This window comes from Rhodospirillum sp. A1_3_36 (assembly GCF_047263945.1).
Lineage (GTDB): Bacteria > Pseudomonadota > Alphaproteobacteria > Rhodospirillales > Rhodospirillaceae > Rhodospirillum.
In genome coordinates this window covers 240,875-256,430 of the sequence record NZ_JBLAVB010000006.1, presented here as the reverse complement: position 1 = coordinate 256,430, position 15,556 = coordinate 240,875, and the positions used below count along the sequence as shown (strand labels likewise).

Genomic DNA, 15,556 nt, shown 5'->3' with positions numbered 1-15,556 from the left:
AATGGGGGTCCGGGGCCTCAGGCCCCGGTGGGGGGCGGGGCAAAGCCCCGTGTTTTTCGGTTTTTCAAGGAGACGGGGTATAAATTGAGTGAAGCTGGGCCAACTTGACTCAAGTTGATCCCGTTTCACTCTAAGGCTCTCCGCGTCAGGGGGGGCTGACGGTCCCTCGTCTTCTTATCGATGCATAAGGAAAGCGGGCTCCGAGAGGGGCCCGCTTTTTTGGGTGCATGCGAGTCTTTGCCCTGCCTCCACCGGGGTACCCGAGGCTCCGGTGGGGGTGGAGGTTATTCCGTGGCGGCAGGCTTGTTGCTGTTGGCCGCGACCATCCGGTCCAGACGGGCCTGATGGAGAAGGCTGACATGGGACCGGTGCCTGGGGGGCGGGGGGACAGCCTTGTCCGGGTGATGCTTGATGAAGGGGCGAAGCGCTTCACTGTTCAGGAACTGGCGCATGGCGATCTCGTATCCCTGGCGGCGACACCGGGCCACATTTTCGTGCGTCCAATGGGGTTGGGCGTCGGATTGCGCCTCGATAATGATCCACTCCACCTCTTTGTCCCGGGTCGCCAGGAGAGCCTGCCCCTGACTGATATCATCGTCTCCGATGGTGGCGATCATTTCGGTGACCTGAAGGGAATAGTTGTCGTGGTTGCCGTTGTGGATACTCAAGGTGGCCGTGTCATTGCTATCCATGATCTGCACGCAGATCAAGACCTCCAGAGACGGCAGAGTTTCCAGGGCTGCGGGGGTCAGGGTCGCGACGTCGCGGACGGCGCTTTCCCGATACCAATTGCCATCGATTTCCGTCTCTGCGATCAGCCAGGGCAAGTTGCTGGCCGAGGCCAGGCGCCTGCCGTCCAGGGGCGCAAATTGGGGGTGGTCGATGCAGTTGGTCGCCTGGGTGACCTGGGCTTGCCCGACTTGCAAGAGACTCATGATGTAAATGGGCGAGTCCTTGTCGTAGACGCTGGCCCAGTTGATACTCGGGTGGATCCATCCCTCGGGCTGGGTGGGATCGTAGAGCTCCCCGAAGGGGCCGATGGGCGCGAAGTAGTATCCACCAAGGCCCAATCGGGTCAGGGGGTGCCAGACGCAAAGATTGCGGGTGAAAATCCCCAGGTTCCGTTCGGTCGGGTTAGCCCAATAGTCCATCCCTGCGTGCACGACATCGGGGAAGAGCTCCGGCGCCAAGAGGTCCTGGTAGGCTTCCGGGCTGCTGTAATAGCTGGCGAATCCGCGCATCCAGGATGCGATCCGCATGGGGAAAAGGGGCGGGATCGGCGCCTTCATATAATCCTTTTCGGCCATCAGACCGGCTTCGGAAAAGCGATCAATATAGGTGGTCGGGGGCAGCCCCTCGACGAGGGCCATGTGATAGAAGAGGCCGACGAAATTGCCGACGCACCCTGGTAGCATGACATCGGGAACAATGCCCAATTCGTGCATCGCGTCGATGACGCCGACCTCGTATCCGTAATAGGGGCCGCCGCCAAAGGGAACATAAGCGACTTTGGCCGTGTCGGCGCGCTGCTTCCAGCTCTCATAGGTCCTAAGGGTGAAGGTGCTGTGGTCAAAATCAACATCCATGGGAGATCCTCCTTCCCGGTGGGAGACGGGGGCCGTTCGATCAACTGGTCCGAACGTGGCTCAGGAAGCCGCGCACTTCAGTGTCGAGGACATCCCCGCTTTTCCTTAGGTTCGCTGCGGCACGTAAGACGGTGTCGGATGATGCCTTGAGGTCCTTGGCCGTGTGGGAAACATCTCCGATGACTATCGACAGGGTCGACGTGCGGTGCGCGACATCTTCGGTCATATGAGCGATTTCTTGGGTTGCCTCCCTTTGTCCACCGACGGACTCGGCGATATCATGGCCAAGGCTGTCGATGTCGCGCATGGTCCCCACGACACCTTCGATCGACTGGGCCGAAGTCCGGGTTGCTTCTTGAATGGCCTGAACCTGCGCGGTGATTTCGTCCGTGGCCTTGCCGGTTTGGTTGGCCAGGGTCTTGACCTCGTTGGCAACGACGGAGAAGCCTTTCCCCGCATCTCCGGCCCGGGCCGCTTCAATCGTGGCGTTCAGGGCCAGCAGGTTGGTTTGCGAGGCGATATCGGAGATCAGCTTGACCACGGCGCCGATCCGGTCTGCGGCAACGGCCAAAGCCTGGATTTGCTGGTGGCTGTCCGTGGTTTCCCGGACCGCCTTTTCGATCATGTTTTTGGACCGCTGGACATGGCCGCCAATCTCCTCGATGGAGGCGGTGAGTTCGGATCCCGCACCGGCGACGGCATTGATACTTTCCATGATCGAGTTCGCCGACAGGGAGGCCTCCTCCGATTGGCTGGAGGTTTGGGTCGATCGGCTGGCCATGGTTTGGGACGTGGTCTCCAATTCTCGAACGGCGGTGCCAACCTGGCCGGTGACTTCGGCAATCTTGGTTTCGAAGGTGGTAACCCGCTGCTCGATGTCCTTGGCCCGTTCCAGGCGCCGCTGTTGGTCTGCTTCCGTTTGGTCCCGGAGCACCTCGTTGGACCGCAGTTCTTCTTGAAGGGTGCGCAGGGTATTGGCGATATGGCCGATTTCGTCTTTTCGTTCTGGCAGGTCGATGGGGCTGGAGAGATCGCCCGACGCGATCTGGCGCATCCGTTTGTCGACGATTGACAGGGGGATACGAATATTTCTGCTAATGGACACCGCCACGATGGCGACGATGGCCTGAACCACAACAGCGAAGGCGATAATGCCAAGGGCTGCGCGCCAAAAAAGGGCATCGATGTCCTCAATGTAGACGCTTGAGGCGATAAACATGTTCCACGGCTTGAACCGCATCAGATAGTTGATTTTCCGCAGGGGAGTGTTCCCACCCGGTTTTGGAAAATAGAATTCGTAGGTCGCTTCATCCTGATTGCGCATGAGCTTGACTTGATCGGCGATGATCAAATGGCCCTTGGTATCCTTCAGGCCCATGAGGTTCTTGCCGACCAGACCAGGATTGGCCGGGTTCGCCATCATGACGCCATCCATGGTCGCGGTGGTGATGTAGCTTTGGTGGTCGTCATACCACAGGGTGTTCAAGGCTTCCTCGAACCCTTCCTGTGCTTCTTTCCGGGAGATGTCGCCCTTGGCGGCCCGGTTTTCATAGGATTGGGCCAGACCATGGGCCAGTTCGACCACCGACCGGAGTTTGGCGAATCGGTCATCCAGCAATTGGCCGCGAAGAAAGATCAGCAGAATGGTCAGAACCAGAATCGTCGAGACCAATCCCAGGCCGACAAGAATTGCGAGCTTACGTCCAACACTCACACGGTTCAGCATGGAGGACTCCAACAGAGAGTAAAAAAACGGGGTGGGAGAGGGGCCTCTCCATGCCGCGCTTCACGCTGTTTCTGCACCAGGTCGAAGTTCCGGTCTCCACCGATGGGGGCTCTCTCTCAAGGCTGGAGTCCCTTATGAGCATCCCGTAGGGACAAGCTCGTTCCTGTCAGATTTGCGGTGCACTGCAGCATAGATGCTATCAGAATAATCAAAGTTTTCGCAATAGGCGGTTGTCTAAAAAGAGAGCGCGGTATTTGGATGACTTTCCTTCAATTTGATGGAGTATTGTGAATAAATGATTGCGTGTGAGAACACGTAGTGCGCGTACTGCGAATGTGTGGTGCGCGTACTACGGACGGCCTTGTCACTTCGAAAAATGTGATGACGAGAGCTACAGGCGTGGCAGGAATATATCCTGGGCGTTGGCGATTTCCTGTTTCACGAATCGGCTGACCGCCTTCACGCGTAGGGATTCTGCGAAGTCGGCCCGGGAGAACAGCCAGTAACTTCGCACCAGGTTGACCCGGCCCGGCAGAACGGGGACCAGAGAGGGGCGTTCAGCGGCCATATAATGGGGCAGGACGCAAAGGCCGTGGCCTGCCTCGGTCATCTCCCGCTGGGCAATCAGGCTGGAGCTTTGCATGCGGGCTTTCAGGCCGGGCAGTACCTCGTCCAGGTAGTCCAGCTCTCGGGTGAAGATCAGATCGGCGACGTAGCCGATAAAGGAATGGTCGCGCAGGTCTTCCCGGCGTTCGGGGGTGCCGTGCTTGGACAGATAGGCTCCCGTGGCGTAGAGGCCGAGTGCATAATCGGTCAGCTTGGCCGTGGCGAACTGACCTTGTTTGGGCGCGGAGAGGGATATGGCCACATCACCTTCACGCAGGGACAGGCCGGTGATTTGCTGCAGGGTGACGAATTCCAGGCGGAGGCGGGGGTTTTCCAGGCTGAACTTGCCCATGCGCTTGGCGAGGAACAGGTTTCCTAGTCCCTCAAGGCAGGTCAGGCGGACGGTACCGGACAGGCCGATGCCCGTTTCCCCCAAGGCTTGGGAGGCCGCGACCACCTCAGCCTCCATGCTTTCGGCGTGACCCAGCAGGGTTTCGCCCCGGGGGGTGAGGAAATACCCCTGGGGGGTGCGTTCGAACAGGCGGGCACCGAGGGTGCTCTCCAGGGCTTGAACCCGACGACTGACCGTCCCGTGGTCCGTTCCCATAACCCGCGCGGCCCCCGTCAAGGTGCCCTGCTGCGCCACGGCCAGAAAATAGCGAAGATCGTTCCAATTGAAGCGGTTCATGGGGCATCCACTTTGTCTGGGGAAAGCGTCGCCTGGGTCCGGGGGGCGGTCTGAGCATTCTGCCACAGCCGCTACCGTATCAAATGCGTTGTGTGACGGAAACAATCATACTATTCCCCTTATACCAATGAAAAATCAGTAGGGAGGACCCCAATGTCGGATTTGATCCATTACACCCAGTTCATCGGTGGCAAGACCACCGCCCCCAGCGGTGGTCGCACCCAGGACGTGCTGGAGCCCATGACCGGCGGTGTGCGGGGCACGGTTGAGCTGGCCACCAAGGATCAGCTTGCCGAGGCCGTCGCCAACGCCAAGGCTGCCCAACCGGCCTGGGCCGCCCAGAACCCCCAGAAGCGCGCCCGCGTTCTGATGAAGTTCCTGGAACTGGTCCACAAGGAATACGATTCCCTGGCCGAGATTCTGGCCCTCGAACATGGCAAGACCATCCCCGACGCCCGGGGCGACATCCAGCGTGGTCTGGAAGTTGTGGAATTCGCCATCGGCATCCCGCATCTGATGAAGGGTGAATTCACCGACAATGCCGGTCCGGGCATCGACATGTATTCCATGCGCCAAGCCCTGGGCGTGGTGGCGGGGATCACCCCGTTCAACTTCCCGGCCATGATCCCCATGTGGAAGTTCGCTCCGGCCATCGCTTGCGGCAATGCCTTCATCCTGAAGCCCTCCGAGCGGGATCCCGGTGTGCCCATGCGTCTGGCCGAGCTGATGATCGAAGCGGGTCTGCCCGCTGGCATCCTGAACGTGGTCAATGGCGATAAGGAAGCCGTGGACGCCATCCTTGATCACGAGGACATCAAGGCCATTGGTTTTGTGGGCTCCACGCCCATCGCCGAGTACATCTATTCCCGGGGTTGCGCCAACGGCAAGCGGGTGCAGTGCTTCGGCGGCGCCAAGAACCACATGATCATCATGCCTGACGCCGACCTGGATCAAGCCGTTGACGCCCTGATCGGAGCCGGGTACGGCTCGGCTGGGGAGCGCTGCATGGCCATTTCCGTAGCCGTTCCCGTTGGCGACGAAACCGCCGAGCGTCTGTTGGAGAAGTTGGTTCCCCGGGTTGAAGCCTTGAAGATCGGTCCCTCGACCGATGCCTCGGCCGATTATGGTCCGTTGGTCACCGGGCAGGCGCTTGAGCGCGTCAAGGGTTACATCCAGATCGGTGTGGACGAGGGCGCCGACCTGCTGGTCGACGGTCGCGGCTTCAAGATGCAGGGCTACGAGAACGGTTTCTACATGGGCGGCTGTCTGTTCGACAAAGTCACCAAGGACATGCGGATTTATAAGGAAGAGATGTTCGGTCCGGTCCTCTGCGTCGCCCGGGCCAAGGACTACGAAGAGGCCATCTCCCTGCCCAACGAGCACGAGTACGGCAACGGCGTGGCCATTTACACCCGCGACGGCGACGCCGCCCGGGATTTCGCCTCCCGCATCCAGGTCGGTATGGTTGGCATCAACGTGCCCATCCCAGTTCCCCTGGCCTACCACACCTTCGGCGGCTGGAAGCGGTCCGGTTTTGGTGACCTGAACCAGCATGGTCCGGATTCCGTGCGGTTCTACACCAAGACCAAGACTGTGACCTCCCGCTGGCCCTCGGGCATCAAGGATGGGGCTGAGTTCTCCATCCCGACCATGAAGTAAAAAGGCCCAAGCCAGGGACGACCAAGAGGCGTCCTCCCCCACAGGACACGACAGTCGGTGCTTTCTCGTCACGGGGCTTTGCCCCGTCTCCCACTGGGGCCGTAAGGCCCCAGACCCCAGGCCAAGAAAAATGGGGGTTTGGGCTATCGCCCAAAAAAGACGAGACACTGTCGTGTACCGTGGTCCTCCCCCCATCGTACCCGTTGATCCCCAGGGGGAGGATCGCCGGTCCCGGCGTTTGGCGAAGAGGGGACCGAAAGACAAGGGGAGCCGGAGTGGATCGGTCCAAGCGGGATACCATTTCAAGTATACTGTTGGTAACGACGTCATCTTCTGGGATCGAGGATCCGGGACAATGATGCGTCATGTGTGAATCGCGAAAACGCGGGAGAGAGCATATTGCGCAAAAGTGGGCACCGATTTTGCGCATAAAAATGCGATAAAACAAAATCTTAGAGCATTTTGTCGGAATCATAAATCAGGCAGGAGGCTCTAGAAAGCACAGGGGAAACACCATGTCCGAGGAATTCGATTACATTGTTGTCGGCGCGGGGTCGGCAGGATGCGTGATGGCCAACCGGCTGTCGGAAAACGGAAAATACTCCGTTGCCGTGGTCGAGGCCGGAGGAATGGATAACTGGATATGGTTTCATATTCCTGTCGGCTACCTCTTCGCCATCGGCAACCCCCGGGCGGATTGGTGCTTCAAGACTGAACCGGACCCCGGTCTGAATGGCCGCGTGCTCGGCTATCCCCGGGGGAAGGTGATCGGCGGCAGTTCGGCTATCAACGCTATGCTGTACCTGCGGGGACAACGGGAAGACTACGACGGGTGGCGGGACCTGGGTTTGGATGGATGGGGCTGGGACGACGTTCTGCCCCTGTTCATCAAGCATGAAAACAGTCATCGGGGCGCCAGCAGGTACCATGGTGTGGGCGGAGAATGGACCGTGGAAGCCCGGCGGACCTCCTGGGAGGTTCTTGATACCTTCATCGATGCGGCGGAACAGGCGGGCATTCCCCGCACCGACGATTACAATACCGGTGACAATGGGGGCGTGTCCTACTTCGAGGTGAATCAGAAGCGGGGACGGCGCTGGTCTTCGGCCCGGGGCTTCCTCAAGCCCGCCTTGAAGCGTTCGAACCTTAAATTGATCACCGGCGCCCTGACGGAAAAGGTCCTGCTGGACGGCAAGAAGGCCAGGGGCATCGTCATCCTGCGCAATGGCCAAAGGGAGACCCTGAAGGCGCGCAAGGAGGTGATCCTCTCCGCAGGGGCCGTGGCCTCTCCGGCGATTCTGGAGCGTTCGGGCATTGGGGACGGTGCGCGCCTGAAGACGCTGGGGGTGGAGACCCTCCACCACCTGCCCGGTGTCGGAGAGAACCTACAGGACCATTTGCAGCTCCGCATGATCTACAAGGTGCACGGGGTGGAGACCATGAACGTGGTCTATCAATCCCTGTTCCGTCGCGCTCGCATGGGGCTGGAATACGCCCTGTTCCGCAGGGGACCTCTGACCATGGCGCCGAGCCAGCAGGGGGCCTTCGCCAAGACCGACCCGCGCCATGCCACGCCCAACGCGGAGTTCCACATCCAGCCCCTGTCGCTGGAGAAGTTTGGCGAGCCCATGCATTCCTTTGGCGCCATCACGGTGAGTATCTGTAACCTGCGGCCCAGCAGTCGGGGGGGAGTCCATGCGCGCTCGCTGGATCCCAATGACGCACCCATTATCGCGCCCCATTATCTGTCCCATACCGAGGATCAGGTCGTGGCGACCGAAGCCATTCGTCTGGCGCGGAAGGTGATGGGGCAGCAGGCCATGGCCCGTTTCAAACCCGAGGAATACAAACCGGGGGCCCATTTGACCGAGGATGGTCAATTGGTGAAGGCCGCCGGAGACATTGGGACGACCATCTTCCACCCGGTCGGAACGGCGAAAATGGGTGTGGAGAGTGACCCCATGGCGGTTACCGACGGACGCTTACGGGTGCGCGGCATTGAGGGTTTGCGGGTGATCGATGCCTCGGTCATGCCCAGGATCACCTCGGGCAACACCAATTCGCCGACGATTATGATCGCCGAGAAGGGCGCGGGCATGGTGTTGGAAGACGCAAACGCCTGAGGGCGGGGGGGGGCTTTCCCCCCGCGCCCCCACCGGGGAAGCCTGGCTTCCCCGGACCCCTATTTGATGGGGGAGAACTCTGCGGGAAGAAGAATCTTGCTTTCCTGCTTCTCGAGCATGGGCATGATTTTGCTCACGAAGTCAGAGATCCAATTGGGGTTCTGATACAGCTCTTTCCGCTTTTGGGCACGGCCATCAAGGCTGTCGTAGGCCCAGATGTGGACCACTTGGTTCAACTCGCCAATCTCCGTGTACCAGAAGCCTACGAGGGTGGTGTACTGGGAGATGATGGGCAAGCCCACGTCCCGGAACAGGGCGAGGTATTCGGTCATCTTTCCCGGTTTGATGGTGTAGGTCCGCATTTCATAATACATGGGGGTTCTCTTTGTCATGGCGTGGATTCCACGTAAGGCTATGCGGGATCACCCCGGAGAGGTGCAAGGATTTTTGTTTGTTCCCTATGGATTAAAGAAACGAAAAAAAAGGCGGCCACTCCAATGAAGGGGGCCGCCGAAAGTGAAGGCTAAAGACACCGAAAGGAGAGAAGGCGTTCTGGACGAAGCGCATCCTCCTCAATCGCTGACGCCACGATAAGGGGGGGATCTCATCGACGCAACGGTAAAATGGACCGGATTGGTCTAAAATAAAAAAGTCGGGTATCCCATTAAATTCATGCGGGTATTAGGCCCCGAGGCATTCGGTGAAAAGCGACATAAAATCAATGGGTTCTCTGAGGGCGGCGCCTTCCAGTTCGTGGACCCATCGGATCCCAAGGCTGTTTGTCAAAACCATTCCGTTGGTCCTTTTCAGGTCATCAAGGGAGAGTTTTGCCTCCTCCGCCAATCCGGCGCGGAGGATGTCTTCCCGAGCGATTCCGGCTACTCCCCCTTCCGAAAGGGGCGGAGTCACCATGCGGTCGCCCAACAGAACGAAGGGGGTGGCGATGGTCGTTTCCGCAAGGCGACCCGCCGTATTCAGGATCACCGCGTCGTCCGCCCCCCTTGCCTGAGCCTCTCGCCGGGCCAGGATGCCGTCCCCGTAGTTGAGGGACTTGAGTCCCGAGAGGGGGGAGTATTCGTTCCGTCGGGTGCTTTGGGCGATGATCAGTCGAACGGGTCCCATCGGCGGTGCTGGAGGGGCGGCCGTGATCAGCACCGTGGGGCTGGGCTCCGCTGGGGGGAGCAGGCCTCGGTGACCGGTCCCCCGGGTGAGCGTCAGGCGCAAACTGCCCCGCGTGAGGTCATTGGCCGCCAGGGTCGCGCGGAAGGCTGCGTCCCAATCCAGGGCAGGGAGAGGCAGGCCGAGGACTTCGGCTCCCCGGGTCAGTCGGGCCAAATGGGCATCCTGCCGCAGGGGGGCACCGTTTTCGGCGCGGAGGGTCTCGAACAGTCCGTCGCCCAGCAGCAGGCCCCGGTCGTTGGGGGCGATGCGAGCCTCCTTGAGGGGATGGAGCGTGCCGTTTAGCCAAACGATCATGGTGCGGGACCGGTCAAAGTGGTCAGCAGGGGCGCCAGCTTCACGAGGCTTTCCTCATATTCCGCAGCCGGATCGGAATCGGCGACAATGCCGCCTCCCGCCTGGGCCACCAGGGTTTCGCCGGAGCGGGTCAGGCTGCGGATGACAATGTTGGAGTCCATGGAGCCGTCCAGGCCGATCCAGGCGATGGAGCCGCAATAGGCATCGCGGCGTACCCTCTCCAGCTCGGAAATGATTTCCATGGCGCGGATCTTTGGGGCGCCCGTGATCGACCCGCCCGGAAAGCAGGCCTTGAGCAGCTCCACTGGCCCTGCGCCGGGACGCAGCTTGCCAACCACTGCGGAGACGAGATGGTGGACCGAGGCGAAGGTCTCCAGCCCCCGGGACTGGGGAACGGCGATGCTGCCCAGGGTGCAGACCCGGCCCAGGTCGTTGCGCATCAAATCGACGATCATCAGGTTCTCTGCCCGGTCCTTCTCGCTGGCCAGAAGCTCCCGGGCGAGGCGCGCATCGTCCTCCGCCGTGATGCCCCGGGGGCGGGTGCCCTTGATGGGGCGGGTTTCCACCCGGCCATCGGCTTCTAGGCTAAGGAAACGTTCGGGCGAGGCGGATATCACGGCGCGGTCCCGGCCCAGCCGCAGGAAGGCAGCGAAGGGCGCGGGGCTGAGTTGCCGCAACCGCTTGTACAGGGTCATATCATCCAGTCCGCGGGGCATCTGTCCCAAAAACCGTTGGGTGATGTTGGCCTGAAAAATATCTCCGGCATGGATGTAGGCGATTGTTCGAGCGATGGCATCTTCCACCGCAGCGCGCGGGCGGTCCGGGGTCCAGTGGCCAAGGGGGCTCCAATCGGGGGCGGTCGCCGACGGCAGGGCGGCGATGCGGGCGGCGAGGGTCTCTGTCCGCTCCCGCGCGTCGGGACGGCGGCGGCGACCGGCCAGGATCCAGGCCCGCCGCGCCTCCAGGTCCAGCCCGACCACCGTATCATAGAGCCCCATGGCCAGCTCTGGCATGTTCAGGTGGTTGGGGGCGGGATTGGGCAGGTGCTCCAGGTGACGACCCAATTCATAGCCCAACAGACCGGCGGCGCCCGTGGGGAAGGGCAGGGGGCAGGTTTCGGGAACGGCTTCGGCCATGGCCTCGAGTCCAACCCGCAGGGCGGTGAAGGGATCCACATGGGCAGGCAAGCCATCCACCCAGGTGCCCTGGCCATCGGCGGTGATCACCCGCCAAGGATCGACACAGAGAAAGGCATAGCGCCCCCGGCCCCCGTCGCGGGCGGCGCTGTCGAACAGGACGGCATGCTCGGCCTGAGCCGCGAGGGGTAGCAGGTCGAGGGGATCGCGGAAGGGAATGGGCTCGATATGGATCACGGGGGCGCCGATCTCAGGGAAGGGAGCCTGATACTTGGGGCGAAGGGTTGGGATACGGCAAGGGAAAACCGACCCGGGAGCCTCCTTGGAGCCCAAGCCCATTTGGGGGAAAATGCCCCCAAACGCCCATTTTTTTATGGCTTGGGGTCTGGGGCCTTTCGGCCCCAGTGGGGGACGGGGCAAAGCCCCGTAACTGGAAAGCACCGACTATCCTGGACCGCAGCCCGTTTTCACGGGCATGACGGAAAGCTTTGAAGTCATGGCATGAATTCCGGGTTGGCTCTTAGAAATAGTCTGGATAGCGCTCACGGATCTGGTCGACGGAGGCGAGGGTTCCCGACAAGTGTTCCCGGACCATGCGATCCACCAGAGGGAGATCCCCACCTCCGATCGCGTCCAGAATGCCTTCGTGATACTCCAGGATGCTGCGGGGTTTGCCGGGATCGGGCAGGTTCAGTGCCCGCAGTCGGTCGATATGTCCGGATCGGGCGGAAATCAAAAGCCAAAGGTTGGACACCCCCATCATCTCGCACAAGGACTGGTGAAACAGGCGATCCAAGGCTCCAAAGCGGCCCAGGGTTTCGTCCCGCTCCAGGGCTTCCTTTTGAGCGGCGAGAATGCGGCGCGGAATCGTCAGATCCGTTTTGTCGGACTGGCGAGTCAATTGGCGGGTGACTTCCAATTCCAGGGAAAGGCGCAAGAACTGCGTTTCCTTGGCATGGCCAATGTCGATCTTGGACACCACGGTTTTGGATTGGGGGTAAACGAATAGGAGCCCCTCCTCCTCCAACTTCATCATGGCATCCCGGACAGGAGTCTGACTGACCCCATAGGCTTCGGCGATCTCCGCGCGGGACAGGGCGGTTCCGGGAACCAGGGCAAGGGTCACGATGCGATGACGCAGGCTGTCTTGGAGCATTTGACTGGCCGTGGTCCGCTTATGGGGGCGCCCACCGCCCGGAGGGATCCCGGGCGTGAGAAACTCATCTAATCGCGTGGATACGTCCAAGGTTGCCATGGGCCTTTATCGTTGATCCCCTGGGAAGGGTGGGGTGGGGTGGGGTGTGGTCGTGAGACGGAAGAAAGGCATAACCCTTCATACAGAAAGCTTGCGCCCCATGCACTAATATATTAGTGCATTAGATCACGGGGCCGAAAGAGGTTCCGTCAAAAAATCCATGGGAGGAACAGATGACGTTCACGAAAGCCGCCTTGCTCGCGACCTGTGTCACGGCCTTTGCTGCGACGGCTCAGGCGGAAACCCTGTCGATTCAGACCTCTTTCAACGCGGGGGATTTTTCGACCAAATATCTGACCGAGACGTGGTTGCCCAAGCTGTCCGAAATGACGGACGGGCGAATTGCGCTCACCCTGACGCCCAACGGGTCGATCGTTCCGGCCAAGGAAACGCCGGAGGCGGTGGCCGCCGGGGTCATCGACGGGGATTTTACTTCGGTGAACTATTTCTCCGGGCGGGAGCCGGCCTTTGCGATCCTGGGCGACTTGATCTCCGGTTACGACACACCCGAACAAATGCTGGGCTTCTGCCATGACGGCGGAGGCGAGGTGATGATGCAAAAGGCCGTGGACGCGATCACCGACGGAGAAGTGAAGGTTGTTGCATGCGGCCCTTATTCCCGTGAGGCCCTGGTGGCGCGCACTCCGATCCGCACCTTCGAGGACCTGAAAGGTAAGAAGATCCGGTCGCCGGAGGGGTTGGCCGCAGCGGTGTTCCAGGCCGCTGGCGCCTCACCGGTGTCGATTCCCTTCTCGGAGGTTTTTGGGGCTTTGGAAAAGGGCATCGTCGACGCGGCGGATGCCTCGGCCTATGTGAATAACGACGCCACGGGCTTGAACGAAGTGGCACCCTTTCCCCTTTTTCCGGGCATCCATTCCATGCCCTCCATGCAATTCACCGTCAACCGCGAAACCTGGGATGCTCTCTCGCCGCAGGACCAGACGGCGCTGCGCGACTGGTGGTATGAGGCCATGTACGCCATGGCCGGAGAAGTGGCCAAGAAAGACAAGGAACTGGCCGCCCGGGATAACGCCGGAGGAAAGATCGAAGTCATCGATTGGGCCCAAGCGGATCGGGACAAGATGCGCGCGGTCGCCCGCGTCCAATGGGAGGACTACGCCAAGAAGTCTCCCCTGGCCAAGGAAGCGCTAGACGCCAACATCGCCTACATGACGAAGATCGGCCTGTTCAAATAGGCGGTTCCCACGGTTGGCGCCCGGCCCTTCCTTTTTGTGGAGGGGCTGGGCGGATATCGGTCTTGCCCCCCTTTCCTTCGCGCCCACGGGGAACTGCAATGAATCGCCTTTTCGCGCGCTACGCCGATGGGATGGACCGCGTCAGCGTCTTCATCGGCCATGGCTGCTCCGTTCTGTTCTTTGCCTGTATTGGAATTTCCGCCCTGGAGGTGGTCCTGCGCTATGTCTTCGATCGGCCCACGGTTTGGTCAACGGAGCTGGCGATGACCCTCTGCGCTTCGGCCTGGGTGCTGTCCGTCGGCTATGTGGCCGAGAGGCAGCGGCATATCTCCATCACCATGATCGAGATGTTGGTCCCCCCCCGGGTCTGGCAGCTGTTCCGTCTGATCCAAATGCTCGTCGCGACCGGGGCGATCTTCGTTCTGATGCTTGCCCTCTGGGATCCGGCCATCAAGGCCTTGAGCCGAATGGAACATTCGGGTACGGCCCTGAACTCCATCCAGCCCGCCTATCTGAAGGCGCTGCTGGTTGTCGGCTGCGGCTTGTACCTTCTGCAACTGCTCGCGAATATCACCCGCTGGGCTCAGGGCACCGAAGGGAGCCAGTCCAATGGGCATTGAGGTCATTACCATTCTGATCGTTGTCGCCCTGTTGGCATTGATGGCGGTCGGCGTACCCCTGGGCATCACCACCCTGACAGTCTCCCTGGTCACGGCCCTGTTGTATTTCGGTGAGCGGGCGGGCTTTTTCATCGTCGCGGCCAATGTGGGCGAGGTCCTGCATAAATACGAACTGATCGCCGTTCCCTTTTTCATTTTCATGGCCAATGTCCTGGAGCGATCGGGCATCGCCAAGTCGCTTTTTGACTCTATGGCGATTCTGGGAGGGCGGTTCCGGGGATCGGTGGCGGTGCAAACCTGCATCGTCGCGGTGGTGCTGGCGGCCATGTCCGGCATCATGGGCGGCGAGATCGTCATGCTCGGCCTGATTGCCCTGCCGCAAATGCTGCGTCTGGGTTACGACAAGAAGCTCTCCATCGGCATTATCTGCGCTGCGGGGGCACTGGCCACCCTGATCCCCCCCTCGGTGGTGCTGATCGTCTACGGCCTCGCGGCACAGGTCTCGATCACCAAGCTCTTCGCCGCTTCCGCCGTGCCGGGGGTGATTCTGGCCTGTCTGTACATTGGCTATATTCTGATCCGGGTGCGTCTGAACCCGGCCATGGCTCCCATCTACGATATCCCCGAAACGGCTCTGCCGTTCACCAGCCGCCTGAAGTTCATGAAGGGCGTCGTGTTGCCGGGCCTGCTCATCGGGTCGGTTCTGGGGGTAATTTACACAGGCGTGGCGACGGTGACCGAGGCCGCAGCTCTGGGGGCGGTCGGCGCTCTGGTGGTCGCCGGGATCCGGGGAGAGTTGACCTGGCTGATGGCCCGGAATGCCATGCGCCAGACTGTCCTGACCATGGGATCGATCATCTGGCTGGTCCTGGGGGCGATTTCCCTGATCGGCATCTACAACCGGATCGGTGGAGGCGAATTCCTGCGGGGCGTTCTCACCGGTCTGGACATCGCGCCCATCCTGGTGATCGCCGTCATGATGTTGATTGTCATGCTCCTGGGGACCTTCCTGGAATGGATCGCAATCATCTTCATTACCGTGCCCATCTTCGCCCCGGTGGTGGTCGACCTGGGCTATGACCCGATCTGGTTCGGCGTGCTCTTCGCCATGAACATCCAGATCTATTACCTCTCCCCACCCTTCGGACCGGCCTGCTTCTTCCTGAAATCCGTTGCCCCCAAAGGCATTGAATTACAGGACATCTTTGCTGCCGTCCTGCCCTTCATCGCATTGCAGGCCGTGGGGTTGTTCCTCGTCCTGTTCTTCCCCGAACTGGCCCTTTGGCTGCCGTCGCTGGTGAACTGAGGAGGTCGCCGATATGGAAGACAAGGATCTCACCCGACAGGAAGAGGATCTCTCCGGCCCTGAATTTGCCGAAGAAGAAAGCCGCGATAGTCACGATTTCGGAAATTGGCCGGAACTCGTCGGATTGGTGTTTACCGCCGTCGTCACCTGGCTGATCTTCGCCTTTACCGGATAGAACC

Annotated in this window: 13 protein-coding genes; 6 read left to right on the top strand and 7 right to left on the bottom strand. The window is 60.7% G+C overall.

The genetic code is table 11. From position 1 onward, the window contains the following. Positions 1-284 precede the first annotated feature (284 nt). From ACLIRY_RS14995 to ACLIRY_RS14985, 3 genes are all read right to left on the bottom strand, one after another. Positions 285-1,586: an alpha/beta hydrolase gene (locus ACLIRY_RS14995; RefSeq protein WP_413206222.1), complete on the bottom strand. Its 1,302-nt coding sequence runs from the start codon at positions 1,584-1,586 to the stop codon at positions 285-287. 40 nt (positions 1,587-1,626) lie between these two features. Further along, positions 1,627-3,312, bottom strand: coding sequence for a methyl-accepting chemotaxis protein (locus ACLIRY_RS14990; RefSeq protein ID WP_413206221.1), 1,686 nt, complete (start codon positions 3,310-3,312; stop codon positions 1,627-1,629). Positions 3,313-3,703: 391 nt separating this feature from the next. Further along, positions 3,704-4,606, bottom strand: coding sequence for a LysR family transcriptional regulator (locus ACLIRY_RS14985; protein WP_413206220.1), 903 nt, complete (start codon positions 4,604-4,606; stop codon positions 3,704-3,706). A 153-nt stretch (positions 4,607-4,759) separates the two neighbouring features. On the opposite strand from ACLIRY_RS14985, the gene ACLIRY_RS14980 reads away from it, so the two are divergent. Continuing rightward, complete coding sequence (locus ACLIRY_RS14980) at positions 4,760-6,265, top strand: CoA-acylating methylmalonate-semialdehyde dehydrogenase (protein ID WP_413206219.1); 1,506 nt, start codon at positions 4,760-4,762, stop codon at positions 6,263-6,265. 515 nt (positions 6,266-6,780) lie between these two features. Continuing rightward, on the top strand, positions 6,781-8,388 hold the full coding sequence (locus ACLIRY_RS14975) for a GMC family oxidoreductase (RefSeq protein WP_413206218.1): 1,608 nt from the start codon (positions 6,781-6,783) through the stop codon (positions 8,386-8,388). Between the two features lie 59 nt (positions 8,389-8,447). Here the strand turns inward: ACLIRY_RS14975 and ACLIRY_RS14970 are convergent, their stop codons facing one another. From ACLIRY_RS14970 to ACLIRY_RS14955, 4 genes are all read right to left on the bottom strand, one after another. Further along, positions 8,448-8,780 carry an NIPSNAP family protein gene (locus tag ACLIRY_RS14970; RefSeq protein ID WP_413206217.1) on the bottom strand — a complete coding sequence of 111 codons (333 nt, stop codon included), beginning with the start codon at positions 8,778-8,780 and terminating at the stop codon, positions 8,448-8,450. A gap of 289 nt (positions 8,781-9,069) precedes the next feature. Further along, positions 9,070-9,864: an aminotransferase class IV gene (locus ACLIRY_RS14965; RefSeq protein WP_413206216.1), complete on the bottom strand. Its 795-nt coding sequence runs from the start codon at positions 9,862-9,864 to the stop codon at positions 9,070-9,072. Next, positions 9,861-11,339 (bottom strand): aminodeoxychorismate synthase component I, encoded by a 1,479-nt coding sequence (pabB, locus tag ACLIRY_RS14960; RefSeq protein WP_413206215.1) that lies wholly within the window; start codon positions 11,337-11,339, stop codon positions 9,861-9,863. Before pabB ends, ACLIRY_RS14965 begins: the two co-directional genes overlap by 4 nt. A gap of 181 nt (positions 11,340-11,520) precedes the next feature. After that, entirely contained in the window at positions 11,521-12,255 is a 735-nt protein-coding gene (locus ACLIRY_RS14955; protein WP_413206214.1) for a GntR family transcriptional regulator, read from the bottom strand. A gap of 173 nt (positions 12,256-12,428) precedes the next feature. On the opposite strand from ACLIRY_RS14955, the gene dctP reads away from it, so the two are divergent. From dctP to ACLIRY_RS14935, 4 genes are all read left to right on the top strand, one after another. Then, a complete protein-coding gene (gene dctP / locus ACLIRY_RS14950; RefSeq protein ID WP_413206213.1) occupies positions 12,429-13,451 on the top strand; it encodes a TRAP transporter substrate-binding protein DctP in 1,023 nt (340 codons plus the stop codon). 98 nt (positions 13,452-13,549) lie between these two features. After that, positions 13,550-14,071, top strand: a complete 522-nt coding sequence (locus ACLIRY_RS14945; protein WP_413206212.1) for a TRAP transporter small permease subunit — start codon at positions 13,550-13,552, stop codon at positions 14,069-14,071. After that, positions 14,061-15,377: a TRAP transporter large permease gene (locus ACLIRY_RS14940; RefSeq protein WP_413206211.1), complete on the top strand. Its 1,317-nt coding sequence runs from the start codon at positions 14,061-14,063 to the stop codon at positions 15,375-15,377. The genes ACLIRY_RS14945 and ACLIRY_RS14940 overlap by 11 nt, the downstream gene beginning before the upstream one ends. A gap of 13 nt (positions 15,378-15,390) precedes the next feature. Next, positions 15,391-15,552: a hypothetical protein gene (locus tag ACLIRY_RS14935; protein WP_413206210.1), complete on the top strand. Its 162-nt coding sequence runs from the start codon at positions 15,391-15,393 to the stop codon at positions 15,550-15,552. Positions 15,553-15,556 lie beyond the last annotated feature (4 nt).

Coding starts and splice junctions, on each gene's coding strand:
- ACLIRY_RS14965 (WP_413206216.1), bottom strand. CDS start 9,864: ATGATCGTTTGGCTAAACGGCACGCTCCATCCCCTCAAGGAGGCTCGC.
- ACLIRY_RS14995 (WP_413206222.1), bottom strand. CDS start 1,586: ATGGATGTTGATTTTGACCACAGCACCTTCACCCTTAGGACCTATGAG.
- ACLIRY_RS14940 (WP_413206211.1), top strand. CDS start 14,061: ATGGGCATTGAGGTCATTACCATTCTGATCGTTGTCGCCCTGTTGGCA.
- dctP (WP_413206213.1), top strand. CDS start 12,429: ATGACGTTCACGAAAGCCGCCTTGCTCGCGACCTGTGTCACGGCCTTT.
- ACLIRY_RS14945 (WP_413206212.1), top strand. CDS start 13,550: ATGAATCGCCTTTTCGCGCGCTACGCCGATGGGATGGACCGCGTCAGC.
- ACLIRY_RS14970 (WP_413206217.1), bottom strand. CDS start 8,780: ATGACAAAGAGAACCCCCATGTATTATGAAATGCGGACCTACACCATC.
- ACLIRY_RS14990 (WP_413206221.1), bottom strand. CDS start 3,312: ATGCTGAACCGTGTGAGTGTTGGACGTAAGCTCGCAATTCTTGTCGGC.
- ACLIRY_RS14975 (WP_413206218.1), top strand. CDS start 6,781: ATGTCCGAGGAATTCGATTACATTGTTGTCGGCGCGGGGTCGGCAGGA.
- ACLIRY_RS14935 (WP_413206210.1), top strand. CDS start 15,391: ATGGAAGACAAGGATCTCACCCGACAGGAAGAGGATCTCTCCGGCCCT.
- ACLIRY_RS14980 (WP_413206219.1), top strand. CDS start 4,760: ATGTCGGATTTGATCCATTACACCCAGTTCATCGGTGGCAAGACCACC.
- pabB (WP_413206215.1), bottom strand. CDS start 11,339: ATGGGCTTGGGCTCCAAGGAGGCTCCCGGGTCGGTTTTCCCTTGCCGT.
- ACLIRY_RS14985 (WP_413206220.1), bottom strand. CDS start 4,606: ATGAACCGCTTCAATTGGAACGATCTTCGCTATTTTCTGGCCGTGGCG.
- ACLIRY_RS14955 (WP_413206214.1), bottom strand. CDS start 12,255: ATGGCAACCTTGGACGTATCCACGCGATTAGATGAGTTTCTCACGCCC.